Origin of the sequence: Pseudovibrio sp. Alg231-02 (assembly GCF_900143565.1) — a bacterium.
Lineage (GTDB): Bacteria > Pseudomonadota > Alphaproteobacteria > Rhizobiales > Stappiaceae > Pseudovibrio.
In genome coordinates, this window is the sequence record NZ_FREX01000012.1 from 103,693 (window position 1) to 117,954 (window position 14,262).

Sequence of the window (14,262 nt, forward strand, 5' to 3'; positions counted from 1 at the left end):
CCTTCAGTTTTCTTCAGCCTCTGAGAAACGACCACGATGGTAGTTTGCCAGATCCTCGGAGATCTTTTTAATCAATTCATTCTTGGCCATATCATAGGCAAGTTCAATGGCAGCACCAAAACCTTCAGCGTCTGTTCCGCCATGGCTTTTGATAACAATACCATTGAGCCCAAGAAAGACCCCGCCATTGACTTTCCGCGGATCCATTTTCGCCCGAAGCCGCTCGAAAGCACCTCGTGCAAAAAAGTAACCGATTTTCGCCATGAGCGTACGTTTCATAGCAGCCCGTAGGTAGCCAGCAAACTGTTTTGCGGTTCCCTCGGCTGTTTTGAGTGCAATATTGCCGGCAAACCCTTCGGTCACAACAACATCAACGGTGCCTTTACCAATGTCATCACCCTCGACAAAGCCGGAGTAAACAAGGTTTGGAGGAGACAGTTCGCGCAGCATTTTGCCTGCTGTACGCACTTCCTCAACACCCTTCACCTCTTCAACACCAATATTAAGGAGACCAACAGTCGGCTGTTTCACACCATGAACGGAACGACACATAGCGCCGCCCAAAATAGCAAAGTCGATCAGCTGCTGTGCATCTGCGCCGATCGTAGCACCCACATCAAGCACAATGGATTCACCGCGAAGTGTCGGCCACATTGCCGCAATCGCAGGACGCTCAATACCAGACATGGTGCGCAGGCAAAACTTGGACATCGCCATCAGCGCGCCCGTATTACCAGCGGAAACAGCAACATCTGCTTCAGAATTTTTAACCGCAGCGATCGCATTCCACATGGAAGATTTACCGCGGCCCTTGCGCAAGGCCTGACTCGGTTTTTCGTCCATGCCAATCGACACATCGGTATGATGAACAACGGATGCCTGCTTCAGACGAGGGTATTCCTCGAGCATTGGCTCGATGACTTTACTGTCACCGAAAAGTAGGAATTCGATATTCGGGCAGCGTTGCAGCACCTGATCAGCACCAGGCAGCACCACCTCAACACCGTAATCCCCCCCCATAGCATCAAGAGAAATACGTATTTTTTCAGACATTTCCAATTTCTTGCCTTGTCCCAACAAAGTCTGCCCTTGTATCGGCAGACCTCGGAATAGTTAAGAGCATTTTCCCTAAGTTCAGTGGAAATGCGCGTCGCGAAGATACTCGATTATAAACGTCTCGCAACACCCACCTCTAAAAAACCTTTGCAGCAATCTAAGATTACTTTTTGCCTTTAAGGGCTTCTAGTGCAGCAAAAGGAGAAGGCTTCTGCTCTTCATCCTGTTTCAGTTCTTCCTCTGGTTCCGGAGCATATTTGTCATCCATTTCAACCCCTTTAGCCCGAGGAAATGGATCCAGTCCCAACGCAAAGTGCTCACAAACAACAGCTCCGAAATCCACCTGTGAGCCTTCGAAATAATCCGGCGGATCGCTCTCATCAATATCCAGATCTACTTCCAAGGTATCATCATCACTTCGACGACGCCCCCGAGAATCTTGATCCGGCAAAAATGTGCGGTCGAATTCTTCGTCCACCAGGCACTCAACTCGGTCAAGCGTGACAACGCATTGTTGAATAGCTTTGGCGCGAATGTGACCGCGCACCGCCAGTCCATCACGGCGCCACGGACGCACTTCAAGGTCGGCTTCGAACTCAGGCAGCTCTATCAAATCATAGGCCTTGGCGATCTGCGTCCGCTCATTCTCATTGAGGACAAGCTTTAGCTGTTTGGTTTTCTTACCAAGACGCACCGCATCGAATAAATAGGCCCACGGGTATTCAGTTTCAGCCATCGCTGGCGCTTTCCCTTATAAGTTCGATCTTTGGAGCCACAAATTTGACGTCGCCCGCAAGAATTTCATGGGTTGGAAGAGCAGCAAGGCCTTCCACCGCTTCATGCATGTAATGAACCAGCGCTCTTATCGCAACAGCTTCACCGCTCTCGCCATAAATGTTTCTTACAAAGGCCTCAAATAGAGCGGAATTGTCCTTGTTTTCCAGAGCCTGCATATAACTGGCTGTGCGTCCGTAAAACGATTCGACCATAATTCGAACCCGTTTACGCACACCTTCGTCGCCAATACCGATCTCTCGCATGCTCTGGTCCATATCCTGAAAAAAATAATCGAATACAGCCTGTGCAAATTTCCGGGACGCCTTATCTTCGCCTCCTAACCGGTGAAAGACACAAAAAGCGTGCAAAACAATCATCTCGAAGCGACCTTCGCTCGTATCAGGTATACCATAGTGCTGATAAAACACTGGTAGTCGTGCCTGCGCGACGATCCGCTCGTAAGTTGTTCTGACGGATGTGTCTTTACGTCGACGGAAAAAACCGAAGATCATGGCACCTCTCTTGCGCTTGTCGAGTTACTTGTGTGACTGCCACGAGGATGGCATAAGCACAAGTCTGAATCTAAACCGCTTGCTTGCTGCATTTTGCTGCAATTTGCAAGCCAACAGGATGTTTGGAATGATTGCATTCGCACGCCGTACTGTGTTCCTCGCTTTTTTGAGCCTGCCACTTGCCGGCTGCTTCACCCAGACACTGACACATGGCCAGGTTGTTTCACCTGATTCAATTCAAGATGTTCAAGTCGGTTCCAGCCGTGAGCAGGTAGAACTTCTCCTTGGTAGCCCGTCCACCACATCTAATCTGGACGGTGAAGCTTACTATTATATCTCGCAAAAGAGCGAAACAGTGGCATTCTGGTCTCCGTCAATCGTCGACCAACGTGTTGTCGCTGTTTACTTTGATAAAGATGGTTATGTGAAGTCCGTTGCTGATTACGGCATTGAAGACGGAAAAGTCTTTGATTACCTCGGCAGAAAAACACGCACCGGCGGTGCTGATTATGGTCTCCTGACGCAGATCCTGCGTGGAGCTGCAAATCCATCAATCGGTCTCTAAGACCCGCCCATCACGAGTTTAAAAAACGGCGCCTGTTTTTCAGGCGCCGTTTTTTTGTGCTCAAAGCCAACAGGCCAGGCTGCTCTATCCCATTCATATCGCGAATGCTGCCAAATCCTAAGCTTCACACTTAAAATCACGCTGGTGTTATTGGAGGTTTGCTACATGTGATCCTGTATTGAGGAGTTATACGCATTCTGGCCGTCTTCTTCCGTGGTTTCTTCAAGGCATTAGAGCGCGTTCCGTTTGATTGGAAACAATCAAACGACAAGAATTCGCTCCACCAAGGATGTTAGATCGCGATGCGTGAATGCAAATAAACGCGACGTGCTCTAACGACAAACGCGAAGTAAAATCATGACGCACTCCTCTACTGCCCTCAAAAAAATTACAGATCTGCGCCCCTCAGATCACGCTCTTTTTATCTATCTCACACTCGTCACAGCAACCTACCTGATCTGGGTTGGCCTGCTAAAGCTGACAGGTCCGGAACATCAGCAAATCGAGTTCTGGCTCGGCAACAGCCCCATATTCAGTGGAGTGGTTCAAGCACTCGGCGTGCCTCTCACCGGCGTTCTGATGGCTCTTTTTGAAGTCCCGGCAGGCATTCTGGTTCTGCTTGGCCTGAAAGATCGCCGCCTTGGAATTCTTGGCTGCCTGATGGCCATGCTGATCTTCGCCCTGAACTTCCTTTACCTGTTCACAAACCCTGTGTGGATGGATGCCCTCGGAGGTTTCCCTATTATCGGCTCCGGTCAGAACCTCCTGAAATACCTCTCCATGTTTGCAATCCCGGCGTACATCCTCGGGCATCACATGCACACAGCTGGCAAGGAGCAGACCGCAGGCTCTCTCAAAAAGCTGGCCGTGTTCGCAAGCTTCGCTGGTATCGCACTGGTCATGGGCTGGATCGGCGCCATGAAGTTTTATGAGTTTGAGGCACAAGGCATTGTCCGCCTGATGCAGTCCAACATCCTCTTCAGCTGGACCTATCAGGTCTGGGATGTTCAGGGCGCTTCCAACTTCATCGGTATCGTTGAGTGGGTCTTCCTGCTGTTGCTGCTTTGCCTGCCCTTCAACCGCTTCCTTGGTGGTCTGGGTGTCCTCGGCATCGCTGCTACAGCACTCGGCACCCTCACCTTCATGTTCTCCGTACCGGGCTGGGATGCGGATTCATTCTTCCCTCTCCTCAACCGTACAGGCATCTTCGTGCTGAAAGACCAGTTCCTGCTTGCTGCCGCAATCATCCTTTGGCGCAATTACTAAGCAGCACATAGACAGCAATGATAGGAAAGCCGGTGTTCCATAAGGAGCACCGGTTTTTTCATGCTCACCTGAAGGTATCCGACAGTCGTAATGACCTGCAGCACTCTTCCCAATAGGCTGGTCAGGATTGCGATTGTATTGGAAACAAAGATGTTTGAGACATATCGCGGGATTGTTTACCCGCAGCAGGAAGATCACATGGGCCATATGAATGTGGCCTGGTACACCTCCAAATTTGATGAAGCAACATGGCACATGCTCGCCCACATTGGCATCACCCCAGCCTATATCCGCGAGAGCAACAAAGGCATGGCTGCACTCGAGATCACATATAAGTATCTGGCGGAGGTCTCCGCAGGCGACCTACTTGTCGTACGCTCTGAAATTAAAGAAATGCGCGACAAGACCATCCTCTTCAAACACACCATGTTTGACTCAATCACCAACACACCTGTTGCAACCATGCAGGCCGTCGGTGTCCATATGGATCGAGAAGCCCGAAAGTCCTGCCCTTTCCCCGCGCATGCAAGAGAACGCTATGAGGCCCTGCTGCCAGAGCCAGCAGCCTGATCAGGTACCTCAAAATTACTTAGCAGGTTTCAGATAGGAGCCGCCGCAAGAACAACAGACTATAGTAATCCTGTAAGTGAATCTGAATAGGACATGCAGCACTGCTGCATACCAGATTGATGCGGGCAAATTCTTGATTGAGTGCGGGCGTTTTTCGCAAAAGGATGGGTTCCATCAAAGTGTTGGAGCATGCGGCGTAAACAAGAGTGCGCGCTGCATAATCCTGAGTTTCTCTGTTTGCCTGAGTCAGTCTAGGGGAACCAGCTTTTGCGAGCGCTTAAGGTACCTGCGATAAAAAAACGCATATCGCCAGTTCTACAGTTTCTAGCGGTTGTCGGCATAGCGCTGACAGCCAGCACGGAACTTCGCGCGCAAGTGGGCAACTGGCCATTAGCCTGGGCGCAATGGCACAACGAAACACGCGACTGGGGCGGTATCCGCACCAACCTTTCTGACGAGGGTCTTGATCTAGGTGTCCTCTACACTCAAGACGTCGCCGCAAACCCCGTTGGCGGCCTAAACCAGAGCGCAACTTATGGTGCAAGGCTGGAAGGCATGGCCATGCTGGACTTTGAGAAGATCTTCGGCATCAAAGGCAGCAGCCTGCACTACATCATGTATCAAGGTCTGGGACAGGGTCTGTCACAGGAGGTCATTGGCAACGACTTTGGCGTCACCCAAATTTTCTCAAGCGATATCCTCGCCATCGCCAACTTCAGTCTGGAGCAAAACCTGCTCAATGATCAGCTGTACCTCTCCGCCGGTCGCCTCGCTGTAGGCGACATCTTCGCAAGAGACGATACCTTCGCGTACTATCTCAACGGCGCCCTCAACAGCACCCCTGGTCAGCTGCTCATCAACCAGCCCACTTTCACCACCTACCCCTTCAACATATGGGGTCTGGCAGGCAACTATACCTTCCCCGGCAATCAATACGTCAGCCTCGGCGTCTATGACGCGTCCGTGGATGATCTGAACAACGCCGAAAACGGCTTCAACTTCCGCTTTGCGCCCAAAGGCAGCGTGCTGATGGTCGGGCAAGTTGGCGTTAATCCGGGAAAAGGCGACACAAGCAAGTACCTCCCCGGCCACTATCAGCTGGGCGCCTTTTACAACACTGGCAGAGTAGATGTTCTGGGCACCACCACCACGCAAACCCGTGAAGGCAACTGGGGCGCCTATGCCATCGCACGGCAAATGATCTATCAGGAAAAGGACCTGCAAGGTCTGAGTCTTTGGGGCCTTGTTACAATCGCGCCACAACAAGCCATCAACACCCAACCTCTCGGCATCAGCGGCGGCTTGTTCTACCAAGGCCTGATCCCCAACAGAGACAATGACGTTACCGCCGGAGCCTTCATTCTCGGTTATTTCAGTGATCACCTGCCCGGCCAGTCCTATGAGCTCGTATTCGAAGCCACCCATCGCTACCAGTTCGCCGACTGGTCCTATCTCTCACTGGACTTTCAATACGTGGTCAATCCCGCCGGAAACGACGACATCCCGGACGCCTGGGTCTTTGGCACCGAATTCTCAGTGAAATTCTGACCTCCGCCAAAGCGACAGACACCAGAACAGCAAAAAGCCCGGCCATCTCCCAGACCGGGCTTTTTAGTTTCAAATCAGATCAGAGCAAACTAGTGCGCCAGCACTGCCAGAAGCAGTAGGGCCACGATGTTTGTGATCTTGATCATTGGGTTCACAGCTGGACCAGCAGTGTCCTTGTAAGGATCACCAACAGTATCACCTGTAACCGCAGCTTTATGAGCTTCAGAGCCCTTACCGCCGTAATGACCGTCTTCAATGTACTTCTTGGCGTTATCCCACGCACCGCCACCAGCGGTCATGGAAAGCGCAACAAACAGCCCTGTCACAATCACACCAAGCAGCATAGCGCCCAGGGATGCAAAGGCATTTGCTTTGCCAGCAATCGCTTCAATCAGGAAGTAAATGACGATTGGGGACAGCACAGGCAGCATGCTCGGAATGATCATTTCCTTAATGGCTGCCTTGGTCAGCATATCAACAGCACGGCCATAATCAGGGCGAACTTCACCCTTCATGATGCCTGGCTGTTCTTTAAACTGACGCCGAACTTCTTCAACCACAGCTCCCGCTGCACGGCCAACCGCTGTCATGGCCATACCGCCAAACAGGAATGGGAGCAGACCACCAAAGAACAGGCCGACAACCACATATGGGTTAGACAGTGAGAAATCGATAGACGCCTCAGTCATCCCCTTGAAGTAAGGAAACTGCTCAGAGTTCGCCACGAAGAACTTCAGATCCTCCGTGTAAGCCGTAAACAGCACCAGAGCACCCAGGCCAGCAGACCCAATCGCGTAGCCTTTGGTCACTGCCTTTGTGGTGTTACCAACAGCATCCAGCGCATCAGTCGTGTCGCGCACTTCCGCAGGCAGGTCTGCCATTTCAGCAATACCACCAGCGTTGTCCGTGACTGGACCAAACGCATCAAGCGCCACAACCATACCAGCCAGCGCCAGCATCGTTGTCACTGCAATAGCAATACCGAACAGACCAGCCAGCTGGAAAGTCACGATAATACCGGCAATGATAACCAGAGCAGGAAGCGCAGTGGATTCCATGGAGACCGCAAGACCCTGAATAACGTTGGTACCGTGACCCGTTTCAGATGCTCGGGCAATCGCCTGCACTGGACGGAAGTTGGTACCGGTGTAATATTCAGTGATCCAGATGATCAGACCTGTCACCACAAGACCGGAGACACCGCAGAAGAACAGATCCAGCGGCGTAAAGCTAACGCCATTGCTCTGCGTCAACACTGTATCCATACCACCGAAGACCCAGTAGGTCAGCGGATACAGGATGATCAGTGAAACAATTGCAGTGGCGATGAAGCCCTTATAGAGCGCACCCATAATGGAGTTGGACGCACCAAGGCGCACGAAGAACGTACCGATGATGGATGCCACAGAGCAAACACCACAGATCAGCATCGGATACAGCATTGCAGACTGCAAATCAGCCGTACCTGCAAAGTAGATCGCTGCAAGAACCATCGTCGCAACAAGCGTCACGGCGTAGGTTTCAAACAAGTCAGCGGCCATACCTGCACAGTCACCAACGTTGTCGCCAACGTTATCTGCGATTGTTGCCGGGTTACGCGGATCATCCTCAGGAATGCCAGCCTCAACCTTACCAACAAGGTCACCACCAACATCAGCACCTTTTGTAAAGATGCCGCCGCCAAGACGGGCGAAGATGGAAATCAGAGACGCACCAAACCCAAGAGCCACAAGCGCATCAATCACAGTACGTGATGTTGGATCAATGCCCATAGGTCCGGTGAGGATCAGGTAGTAAACAGCAACGCCCAGAAGAGCGAGACCGGCAACGAACATCCCGGTAATGGCGCCGGAACGGAATGCAATTGAGAGCCCTGCCCCAAGGCTCTGGCTTGCAGCTTGTGCAGTGCGAACGTTTGCCCGTACGGAGACGAGCATTCCAATAAATCCTGCGGCGCCGGAAAGAACGGCACCGATAACAAATCCAATAGCTACGGTGATAGACAGCAAGTAAGCGACGATGGCGAAGATAACCACGCCAACAATTGCAACACTGGTGTACTGACGAGTGAGGTATGCTTGCGCACCCTCTTGAATGGCACCAGCGATTTCCTGCATTTTCGCAGACCCGGTGTCAGCAGCCATCACGCTGCGAATTGCCCAGATGCCGTAAACGACAGAGAGCAAACCGCACGCAATGGTAACGATAAGTTCAGTCATATTTCCTCCCCTAAGGGTACCCTGCTACTTATGTGTGTGTTCGTAGCAAAATCCGCACTGCAATTGTGTAAATTAACGAACACAGTGACGGTATATACCTGTCACTATCCGTCAAGTTGCTTTTGCGTGGTAGTGGAAGGAAACACGTATGTTGAAAGGAGAGAAACTACTTGGAATTATTCAAACTTTAACTTCCCGTTTTTCAGTAAACATCAGTGAGACAACAAGAAATAGACATAAGATAACGAACGGGAACACCATTAGGTTGACAGTTTCCCAACCAAACACGTTTAACAATTTCCCTGAGGAAAACGAGGCAGTTGCGACTAAACCAAAGACGAAGAAGTCATTTACGGACTGGACTCTGTTTTGTTCTTCTGGTCGGTAAGTTTGTGTCAGCAACGCAGACGCTCCGACGAAAGAAAAGTTCCAGCCAAGACCAAGTAAAATCAGGGAACTCCAGAAAATCCAACGCTCTAGTCCCGTAAGGCCAACCAGCGCGCACACCGCATAAAGCAAGAATCCGGTGCCAATTACAGCTCCATGACCGAATCGGCTGATCAAACTACCCGTAATAAAACTAGGTGCAAACATGGCAATCACGTGCCACTGGATGCCAAGAGCTGCATCTGAGTTCGTCAACCCGCAAGCAACCATGGCGAGCGGAGCAGACGTCATGATCAGGTTCATGATCGCGTAACTGATCATTCCACAACCAACAGCCACAAAGAACTTTTGTTGCTTCAAAATCTCTAAAAGCGGACGTCCACGTTCATGCTTTTCCAACTTCGGTGGCAAAGGTATTTCCAAAAACGCCACAAAAAACAGACCGATAAGCATCAAAACCGCTTGCGCAAGGTAGGTTCCGACAAAAAGGAAGGGCTCAAACATGCCCTGTGTCAGAATAACGGTCTGCGGACCAACCACACCAGCAAGAATACCACCGGTCAAAACCCAGGAAATGGCCTTAGGTTTGAAAGCAGGGCTGGCCGTATCAGCAGCAGCAAAACGCGCCTGCTGGGTAAAGGCCATGACAAAACCGCTGCCGAGTGTGGAAACGCAAAGCAGCGTAAAACTGCCAAGGTAGGCAGCGTAGGCAGCAACCAAGGCAAACAGCACACCAAACAGCAGCGCACCAACAAGCCCGGCACGGCGTCCAAAACTGCGCATGATCATGCCAGCAGGCAACGTCCCGATGGCGGTTCCAAGCACAAAAGCAGTAACAGGCAGTGTTGCCAGAGACTTGTCGTCAACCAACAAAACTGAAGCAAGAATAGATGTGGTTGCAAAAATGATAGGAGGAACACCACCAGCAAACGACTGGGCAAGCGCTAAAAGCAGCGCATTGCGCTTTGCCAATCCGTCATCAATCAACGGAGCCGCCAGAGTATTTGCCATAATGTAAACTTTCAAAGAAATCAGGAAGGAACCGACAGCCTAATCAATTCCACGTAATGAGCAACCACAGAGCTCAACAGATCATCTGTAACTTCGGGAGATATACGCACAACTCGATGAGAATACGTCATGCAAGGCAGCTATTGTCGATTATAACGGCAAACCCAACACAATGCGTCTTGCAATCCCTGCAACGAACATCAGGCCCCACCACAAAAGCAGTGATTTTCCAATGTGGTAGGAAATCAAACGACTTCTGGTCCGTCTTTGGCGTTTTAACGTCGTTGCAGCGGGAACTTTCCGCAACTTAACAACCAAGTAAAGCAATGAAATAACGAATGTTATAAAATAGATAGCCGACTCCATCTGAGTACCCTAGCAAAAATAAGGCTCAGGTCGAGACCACTACTCAAAAATGCCTGAAACCCGCAGCCCCGTGAAACGCATAGGTCTCGCCATTCAGGCTCAAAGCAATCTCTTTCTTGGAAACATCAACAGCACCTAGCACACCAATCTGAACACAGCGCAAACCAGCTTCCTGAAGTGCCACTTCAAAAGCCTCTGCATTCTCAGGCATCACAGCAGCAAGAATCTCGTAGTCATCCCCGCCCGTAATCGCTGTCTCAAGAAACGCAGCATCCTTTGCAATCATTGAAGAAGCAGCGTCAGACAGTGGAACACTTTCCAGCTTCACTGAGGCCTGCACCTGCGATGTCCGGCACATATGTCCCAGATCAGCAACCAACCCGTCAGACACATCCATCGCAGCAACCGCATAATCACGAAGCGCTTGAGCAGCACCAACACGAGGCTGCGGCAGCAAATAACGGTTTAGGAGGAAATCACGTTGCTCAGCAGAGAGCTCAAGCTTATCTGCGAGTTCATCATCAAGACGCAACTTCAGGCCAAGTGCGGCATCACCAATGGTGCCGGTCACATAGAGCAGTGCACCTGCAACAGCCTCATTGCGCCGAACCACCTGCCCCGTTGGCACCTGACCAAACGCAGTGATGGAAAGCAGCGGCCCTTGCGGGCAGGAAATCGTATCACCGCCAAGAAGGTCAATCTGGAACTGATCCTGAACCAGCTTCAAACCGCGGCAAAACTCAGCAACCCACTCTTCACCGATGTCCTTGGATAGCCCAAGGCCCAGCAGATACCCCTTAGGCTCAGCACCTTTTGCCGCCAGATCCGAAAGGTTCACGCCAAGCGCTTTTTGCGCGATTTCAAAGGGAGGGTCGTTTTCAAAAAAATGAACCCCTGCCATCAGCATGTCTTTGGTTACAACCAAATCACATCCGGTGTCAGGGGCAAATACAGCAGCATCATCTTGCAGATGCACAGCACCCGCGCTGGTGGCGAGCGGCGCAAAATAGCGCTCAATAAGCGAGAACTCTCCCGGTCTGGAACTGGCAGCTCTCTCGCTCATTTTTTAGTCTTCGAATTCAGACTGACGCAGTTCGCGAGCCAGACGGTTCATAATACCGTTGACCAGACGTGCCTCATCTCCATCATAGAAGGACTTCGTCACATCAATGTATTCATTGATGATAACGCGGGCCGGAACGTCTTTTTTACGCAAAAACTCAGCACAACCAACACGAAGGATCGCACGCAAAGTGGTGTCGATACGCTTCAGTGGCCAATCTTCAGAAAGCGCTGTGTGAATGCGAGGATCAATACGCAGCTGATCCTCAAACACCGCCTGCACCAGATCACGGAACCATGCCGGATCCGCATCACGGTACTGGTCGCCATCCACTTCCTGACCAAGCCGGTAAGCTTCATACTCATTCAGCACATCATTCAAACGCGCACCAGTGATTTCCATCTGATACACAGCCTGAACAGCAGCCAATCGAGCAACCCCGCGCTTATTCGCGGGTTTCACTTCGGCGTTTTTCTTGTTGTTTTCCGTTGTCATCCTAAACCTTACACACCGAACCGGTCGCGCACGTCAATCATAGCAAGACAAGCTTCAGCAGCACCGCCGCCCTTGTTCTTTTTAGAAACGCTTGCGCGCGCCCATGCCTGATCATCGCTCTCAACTGTCTGGATGCCGTTACCAACTGCAACGTTTGCATCCACAGAAAGATCCATGATCGCACGAGCCGACTCGTTAGAAACGATGTCGTAATGGGTTGTTTCACCGCGAATTACAACACCGAGCAATACAAAACCGTCATAATCTGCGTCGCCATTTTCCATTGCGGTTAACGCCATGGAAAGCGCAGCAGGAATTTCGAGCACACCTGGCACAGCCAGTCGAGAGATTTTCGCTCCTTCACGGTCCAGCACATCTGAAGCACCTTCATAAAGGGCATCAGCCAGATCTTCGTAAAACCGTGCTTCAATAACAAGAATGTGCGGAACGGCGCTCATTTAATTTCTCCTAATGCCAACCTCATCTTTTCACTGAGAAATCAGCAAAGATGGGTTAAGGCCACGGGTACGGACAGTACCCACGTATGTGCGCTCAGGAACCACGCCCCAAGCGAAATGTCCAGTTATTTCCTGCGGAAGATTTTGGCTATAAGGCTATTTTGCAATTTCTGCAAGGCTTGGAAACTCAGCAAGACGCGCAACGTACCGTGCCATCATGTCAACTTCCAAGTTTACCTCATCCCCCTGCGCTCTGTCGGACCATGTGGTCACCTCCAGAGTGTGTGGAATAAGGAAGACAGAAAACGTATTTCCTTCAGCCTCGTTCACCGTCAAAGAGGTGCCATCCAACCCCACGGATCCCTTCTTCGGGATAAACCGCGCGAACTCTGGTGCACACTCAAATTTCAGATAAACGCTCTCAGGGTGTTCGGTCCGCTCAACAATGGTCGCCTTACCATCCACATGCCCCAGAACCAGGTGACCACCCAGCTCAGCGCCCATGGAAAGGGAACGCTCCAGATTGACCCGCTTGCCCACGCTCCACTCAGCAACAGTTGTCAGCGCCAGCGTTTCGGCAGCCGATTCAACCGTAAACCAGTTCTGCTCGCCATCACGACCTTTCGCAACAACAGTGTGGCAAACGCCGGAACAGGCAATAGATGCACCAATATCGATCCCGTCAGGATCGTAAACAGTACCAATTTTTGTCCGCTGACCTGCAGCAATCTGCTCCAGCTCAAGGATTGTTCCAACGTCACTAACGATGCCCGTAAACACCTAGAACCTCTCTTTTGGCGTATACCGCCACAACAGATCTTCGCCCACAGCACGCAGCATCTGCTTGTTATAACCGTCTCGCAAACTCTCCAGCCCTTCAAATCCGAAAGGCTGGATACCATCGGACCCAATCAGATTGGCTCCCTGGAAAATCAATAGCTCATCCACCAGATCTTGCTGAAGCAGGCCGTGCGCAAGCTCCGCACCCCCCTCAACCATAATCTGGGAGAGACCATGCATGTAAAGCGCATCCAGTGCCTTATCAAGACATACCTTGCCATTTCTGAGGCAGTCATTGACGATAACTGTCACGCCTTCCCGCTCAAGCGCACTGACACGATGATCCGGCGCATGTTCACCAATCACCACCCACAGGGAATTGATCTCTGCGTTTTGCACCAGCTTGGAGGAAAGCGGAATCCGGGCCTGACTATCAAACACCACCGGCTGCGGTGAGCGATGCGCCATGCCCGGCAACCGGACAGAGAGCTCAGGATCGTCTTCTAAAACCGTACCGATGCCAACAACAATGGCATCCATCTGCGCGCGCATCGCATGCACAAGCTGACGCGACAGCGGGCTGGAGATCGCCACCTGCCCGGCCCCACGCTTGCCAATATAACCATCTTTCGACACAGCCATCTTGAGCTGAACAAAAGGGCGCTCATTAAGGATACGGGAGATATGGCCGCGCACAGCCTGTCGGCATTCCTTTTCCAAAATCCCGATAAGGACTTCAACGCCGCCTTCTTCAAGGATCTTCTTGCCGCGTCCGGCAACAGCAGGGTTGGGATCAGCGGTGCCATAAACAACGCGCGCCACGCCAGCCGCCACAAGCGCCCGCGCACACGGGCCAGTCCGGCCATAATGCGCACAAGGCTCAAGGGTCACGTAAGCTGTTGCGCCTTGGGCATGTTCACCGGCATCTTTGATGGCCAGCACTTCAGCGTGGGAGCCACCGGGAGGCAGAGTTGCACCCTGCCCCACAATCACAGGCCCATCACCAAAATCTTTTGTCAGGATTGCTCCAACAGGAGGGTTGGGCCACGTCCGGCCCTTTGCACGAATGCCATAGCTGATCGCCGCCGCCATAAAGCGCTCGTGCTCAACTCGTTCCTTTGCATCTAATGCTTTGTAACCAGACAAAGCCATCCCCCTGCCAGCACTACAGCGTATTCCCTAAAAGAAA

General features: G+C 51.6%; 14 protein-coding genes. 4 read left to right on the forward strand and 10 right to left on the reverse strand.

Features of this window, described 5'->3' with window-relative positions:
* Nucleotides 1-3 precede the first annotated feature (3 nt).
* From plsX to DHN43_RS23985, 3 genes are all read right to left on the reverse strand, one after another.
* Nucleotides 4-1,053, reverse strand: a complete 1,050-nt coding sequence (gene plsX / locus DHN43_RS23975; protein ID WP_057464304.1) for a phosphate acyltransferase PlsX — start codon at nucleotides 1,051-1,053, stop codon at nucleotides 4-6.
* A gap of 166 nt (nucleotides 1,054-1,219) precedes the next feature.
* The gene (locus DHN43_RS23980) at nucleotides 1,220-1,792 is read right to left on the reverse strand and encodes a DUF177 domain-containing protein (protein ID WP_108820325.1); all 573 of its coding nucleotides are present in this window, start codon (nucleotides 1,790-1,792) and stop codon (nucleotides 1,220-1,222) included.
* The gene (locus DHN43_RS23985; RefSeq protein WP_208987852.1) at nucleotides 1,785-2,345 is read right to left on the reverse strand and encodes a ubiquinol-cytochrome C chaperone family protein; all 561 of its coding nucleotides are present in this window, start codon (nucleotides 2,343-2,345) and stop codon (nucleotides 1,785-1,787) included. Before DHN43_RS23985 ends, DHN43_RS23980 begins: the two co-directional genes overlap by 8 nt.
* Before the next feature lie 127 nt (nucleotides 2,346-2,472).
* Here DHN43_RS23985 and DHN43_RS23990 point away from each other — a divergent pair, with 127 nt between their 5' ends.
* The 4 genes from DHN43_RS23990 to DHN43_RS24005 all read left to right on the forward strand — a co-directional run bounded on the left by DHN43_RS23990 (nucleotide 2,473) and on the right by DHN43_RS24005 (nucleotide 6,294).
* Nucleotides 2,473-2,910, forward strand: a complete 438-nt coding sequence (locus tag DHN43_RS23990; protein ID WP_057464446.1) for an outer membrane protein assembly factor BamE — start codon at nucleotides 2,473-2,475, stop codon at nucleotides 2,908-2,910.
* 357 nt (nucleotides 2,911-3,267) lie between these two features.
* Nucleotides 3,268-4,176, forward strand: coding sequence for a DUF417 family protein (locus tag DHN43_RS23995; RefSeq protein ID WP_063297544.1), 909 nt, complete (start codon nucleotides 3,268-3,270; stop codon nucleotides 4,174-4,176).
* A 150-nt stretch (nucleotides 4,177-4,326) separates the two neighbouring features.
* Nucleotides 4,327-4,746 carry an acyl-CoA thioesterase gene (locus DHN43_RS24000; protein ID WP_063289203.1) on the forward strand — a complete coding sequence of 140 codons (420 nt, stop codon included), beginning with the start codon at nucleotides 4,327-4,329 and terminating at the stop codon, nucleotides 4,744-4,746.
* Nucleotides 4,747-5,013: 267 nt separating this feature from the next.
* The gene (locus tag DHN43_RS24005) at nucleotides 5,014-6,294 is read left to right on the forward strand and encodes a carbohydrate porin (RefSeq protein ID WP_108820326.1); all 1,281 of its coding nucleotides are present in this window, start codon (nucleotides 5,014-5,016) and stop codon (nucleotides 6,292-6,294) included.
* Between the two features lie 89 nt (nucleotides 6,295-6,383).
* Here the strand turns inward: DHN43_RS24005 and DHN43_RS24010 are convergent, their stop codons facing one another.
* The 7 genes from DHN43_RS24010 to ribD form a co-directional block, all read right to left on the reverse strand.
* Nucleotides 6,384-8,513, reverse strand: coding sequence for a sodium-translocating pyrophosphatase (locus DHN43_RS24010; RefSeq protein ID WP_057464301.1), 2,130 nt, complete (start codon nucleotides 8,511-8,513; stop codon nucleotides 6,384-6,386).
* Between the two features lie 180 nt (nucleotides 8,514-8,693).
* Nucleotides 8,694-9,911 carry an MFS transporter gene (locus DHN43_RS24015; protein WP_063319111.1) on the reverse strand — a complete coding sequence of 406 codons (1,218 nt, stop codon included), beginning with the start codon at nucleotides 9,909-9,911 and terminating at the stop codon, nucleotides 8,694-8,696.
* Nucleotides 9,912-10,320: 409 nt separating this feature from the next.
* A complete protein-coding gene (thiL, locus tag DHN43_RS24020) occupies nucleotides 10,321-11,340 on the reverse strand; it encodes a thiamine-phosphate kinase (protein WP_108820327.1) in 1,020 nt (339 codons plus the stop codon).
* A 3-nt stretch (nucleotides 11,341-11,343) separates the two neighbouring features.
* Nucleotides 11,344-11,835 (reverse strand): transcription antitermination factor NusB, encoded by a 492-nt coding sequence (gene nusB, locus DHN43_RS24025; protein WP_057464298.1) that lies wholly within the window; start codon nucleotides 11,833-11,835, stop codon nucleotides 11,344-11,346.
* An 8-nt stretch (nucleotides 11,836-11,843) separates the two neighbouring features.
* Entirely contained in the window at nucleotides 11,844-12,293 is a 450-nt protein-coding gene (ribH, locus tag DHN43_RS24030; protein WP_108820328.1) for a 6,7-dimethyl-8-ribityllumazine synthase, read from the reverse strand.
* A 156-nt stretch (nucleotides 12,294-12,449) separates the two neighbouring features.
* Nucleotides 12,450-13,073, reverse strand: coding sequence for a riboflavin synthase (locus DHN43_RS24035; protein ID WP_063289206.1), 624 nt, complete (start codon nucleotides 13,071-13,073; stop codon nucleotides 12,450-12,452).
* Nucleotides 13,074-14,219, reverse strand: a complete 1,146-nt coding sequence (gene ribD / locus DHN43_RS24040) for a bifunctional diaminohydroxyphosphoribosylaminopyrimidine deaminase/5-amino-6-(5-phosphoribosylamino)uracil reductase RibD (RefSeq protein ID WP_108820351.1) — start codon at nucleotides 14,217-14,219, stop codon at nucleotides 13,074-13,076.
* Nucleotides 14,220-14,262: the final 43 nt, after the last annotated feature.

What these genes read in the sequence shown, in the direction of transcription:
- ribH (WP_108820328.1), bottom strand. Translation starts at nt 12,293, where the DNA reads ATGAGCGCCGTTCCGCACATTCTTGTTATTGAAGCACGGTTTTACGAA.
- thiL (WP_108820327.1), bottom strand. Translation starts at nt 11,340, where the DNA reads ATGAGCGAGAGAGCTGCCAGTTCCAGACCGGGAGAGTTCTCGCTTATT.
- DHN43_RS23980 (WP_108820325.1), bottom strand. Translation starts at nt 1,792, where the DNA reads ATGGCTGAAACTGAATACCCGTGGGCCTATTTATTCGATGCGGTGCGT.
- DHN43_RS24010 (WP_057464301.1), bottom strand. Translation starts at nt 8,513, where the DNA reads ATGACTGAACTTATCGTTACCATTGCGTGCGGTTTGCTCTCTGTCGTT.
- DHN43_RS23995 (WP_063297544.1), top strand. Translation starts at nt 3,268, where the DNA reads ATGACGCACTCCTCTACTGCCCTCAAAAAAATTACAGATCTGCGCCCC.
- nusB (WP_057464298.1), bottom strand. Translation starts at nt 11,835, where the DNA reads ATGACAACGGAAAACAACAAGAAAAACGCCGAAGTGAAACCCGCGAAT.
- DHN43_RS24015 (WP_063319111.1), bottom strand. Translation starts at nt 9,911, where the DNA reads ATGGCAAATACTCTGGCGGCTCCGTTGATTGATGACGGATTGGCAAAG.
- plsX (WP_057464304.1), bottom strand. Translation starts at nt 1,053, where the DNA reads ATGTCTGAAAAAATACGTATTTCTCTTGATGCTATGGGGGGGGATTAC.
- DHN43_RS24000 (WP_063289203.1), top strand. Translation starts at nt 4,327, where the DNA reads ATGTTTGAGACATATCGCGGGATTGTTTACCCGCAGCAGGAAGATCAC.
- DHN43_RS23985 (WP_208987852.1), bottom strand. Translation starts at nt 2,345, where the DNA reads ATGATCTTCGGTTTTTTCCGTCGACGTAAAGACACATCCGTCAGAACA.
- DHN43_RS23990 (WP_057464446.1), top strand. Translation starts at nt 2,473, where the DNA reads ATGATTGCATTCGCACGCCGTACTGTGTTCCTCGCTTTTTTGAGCCTG.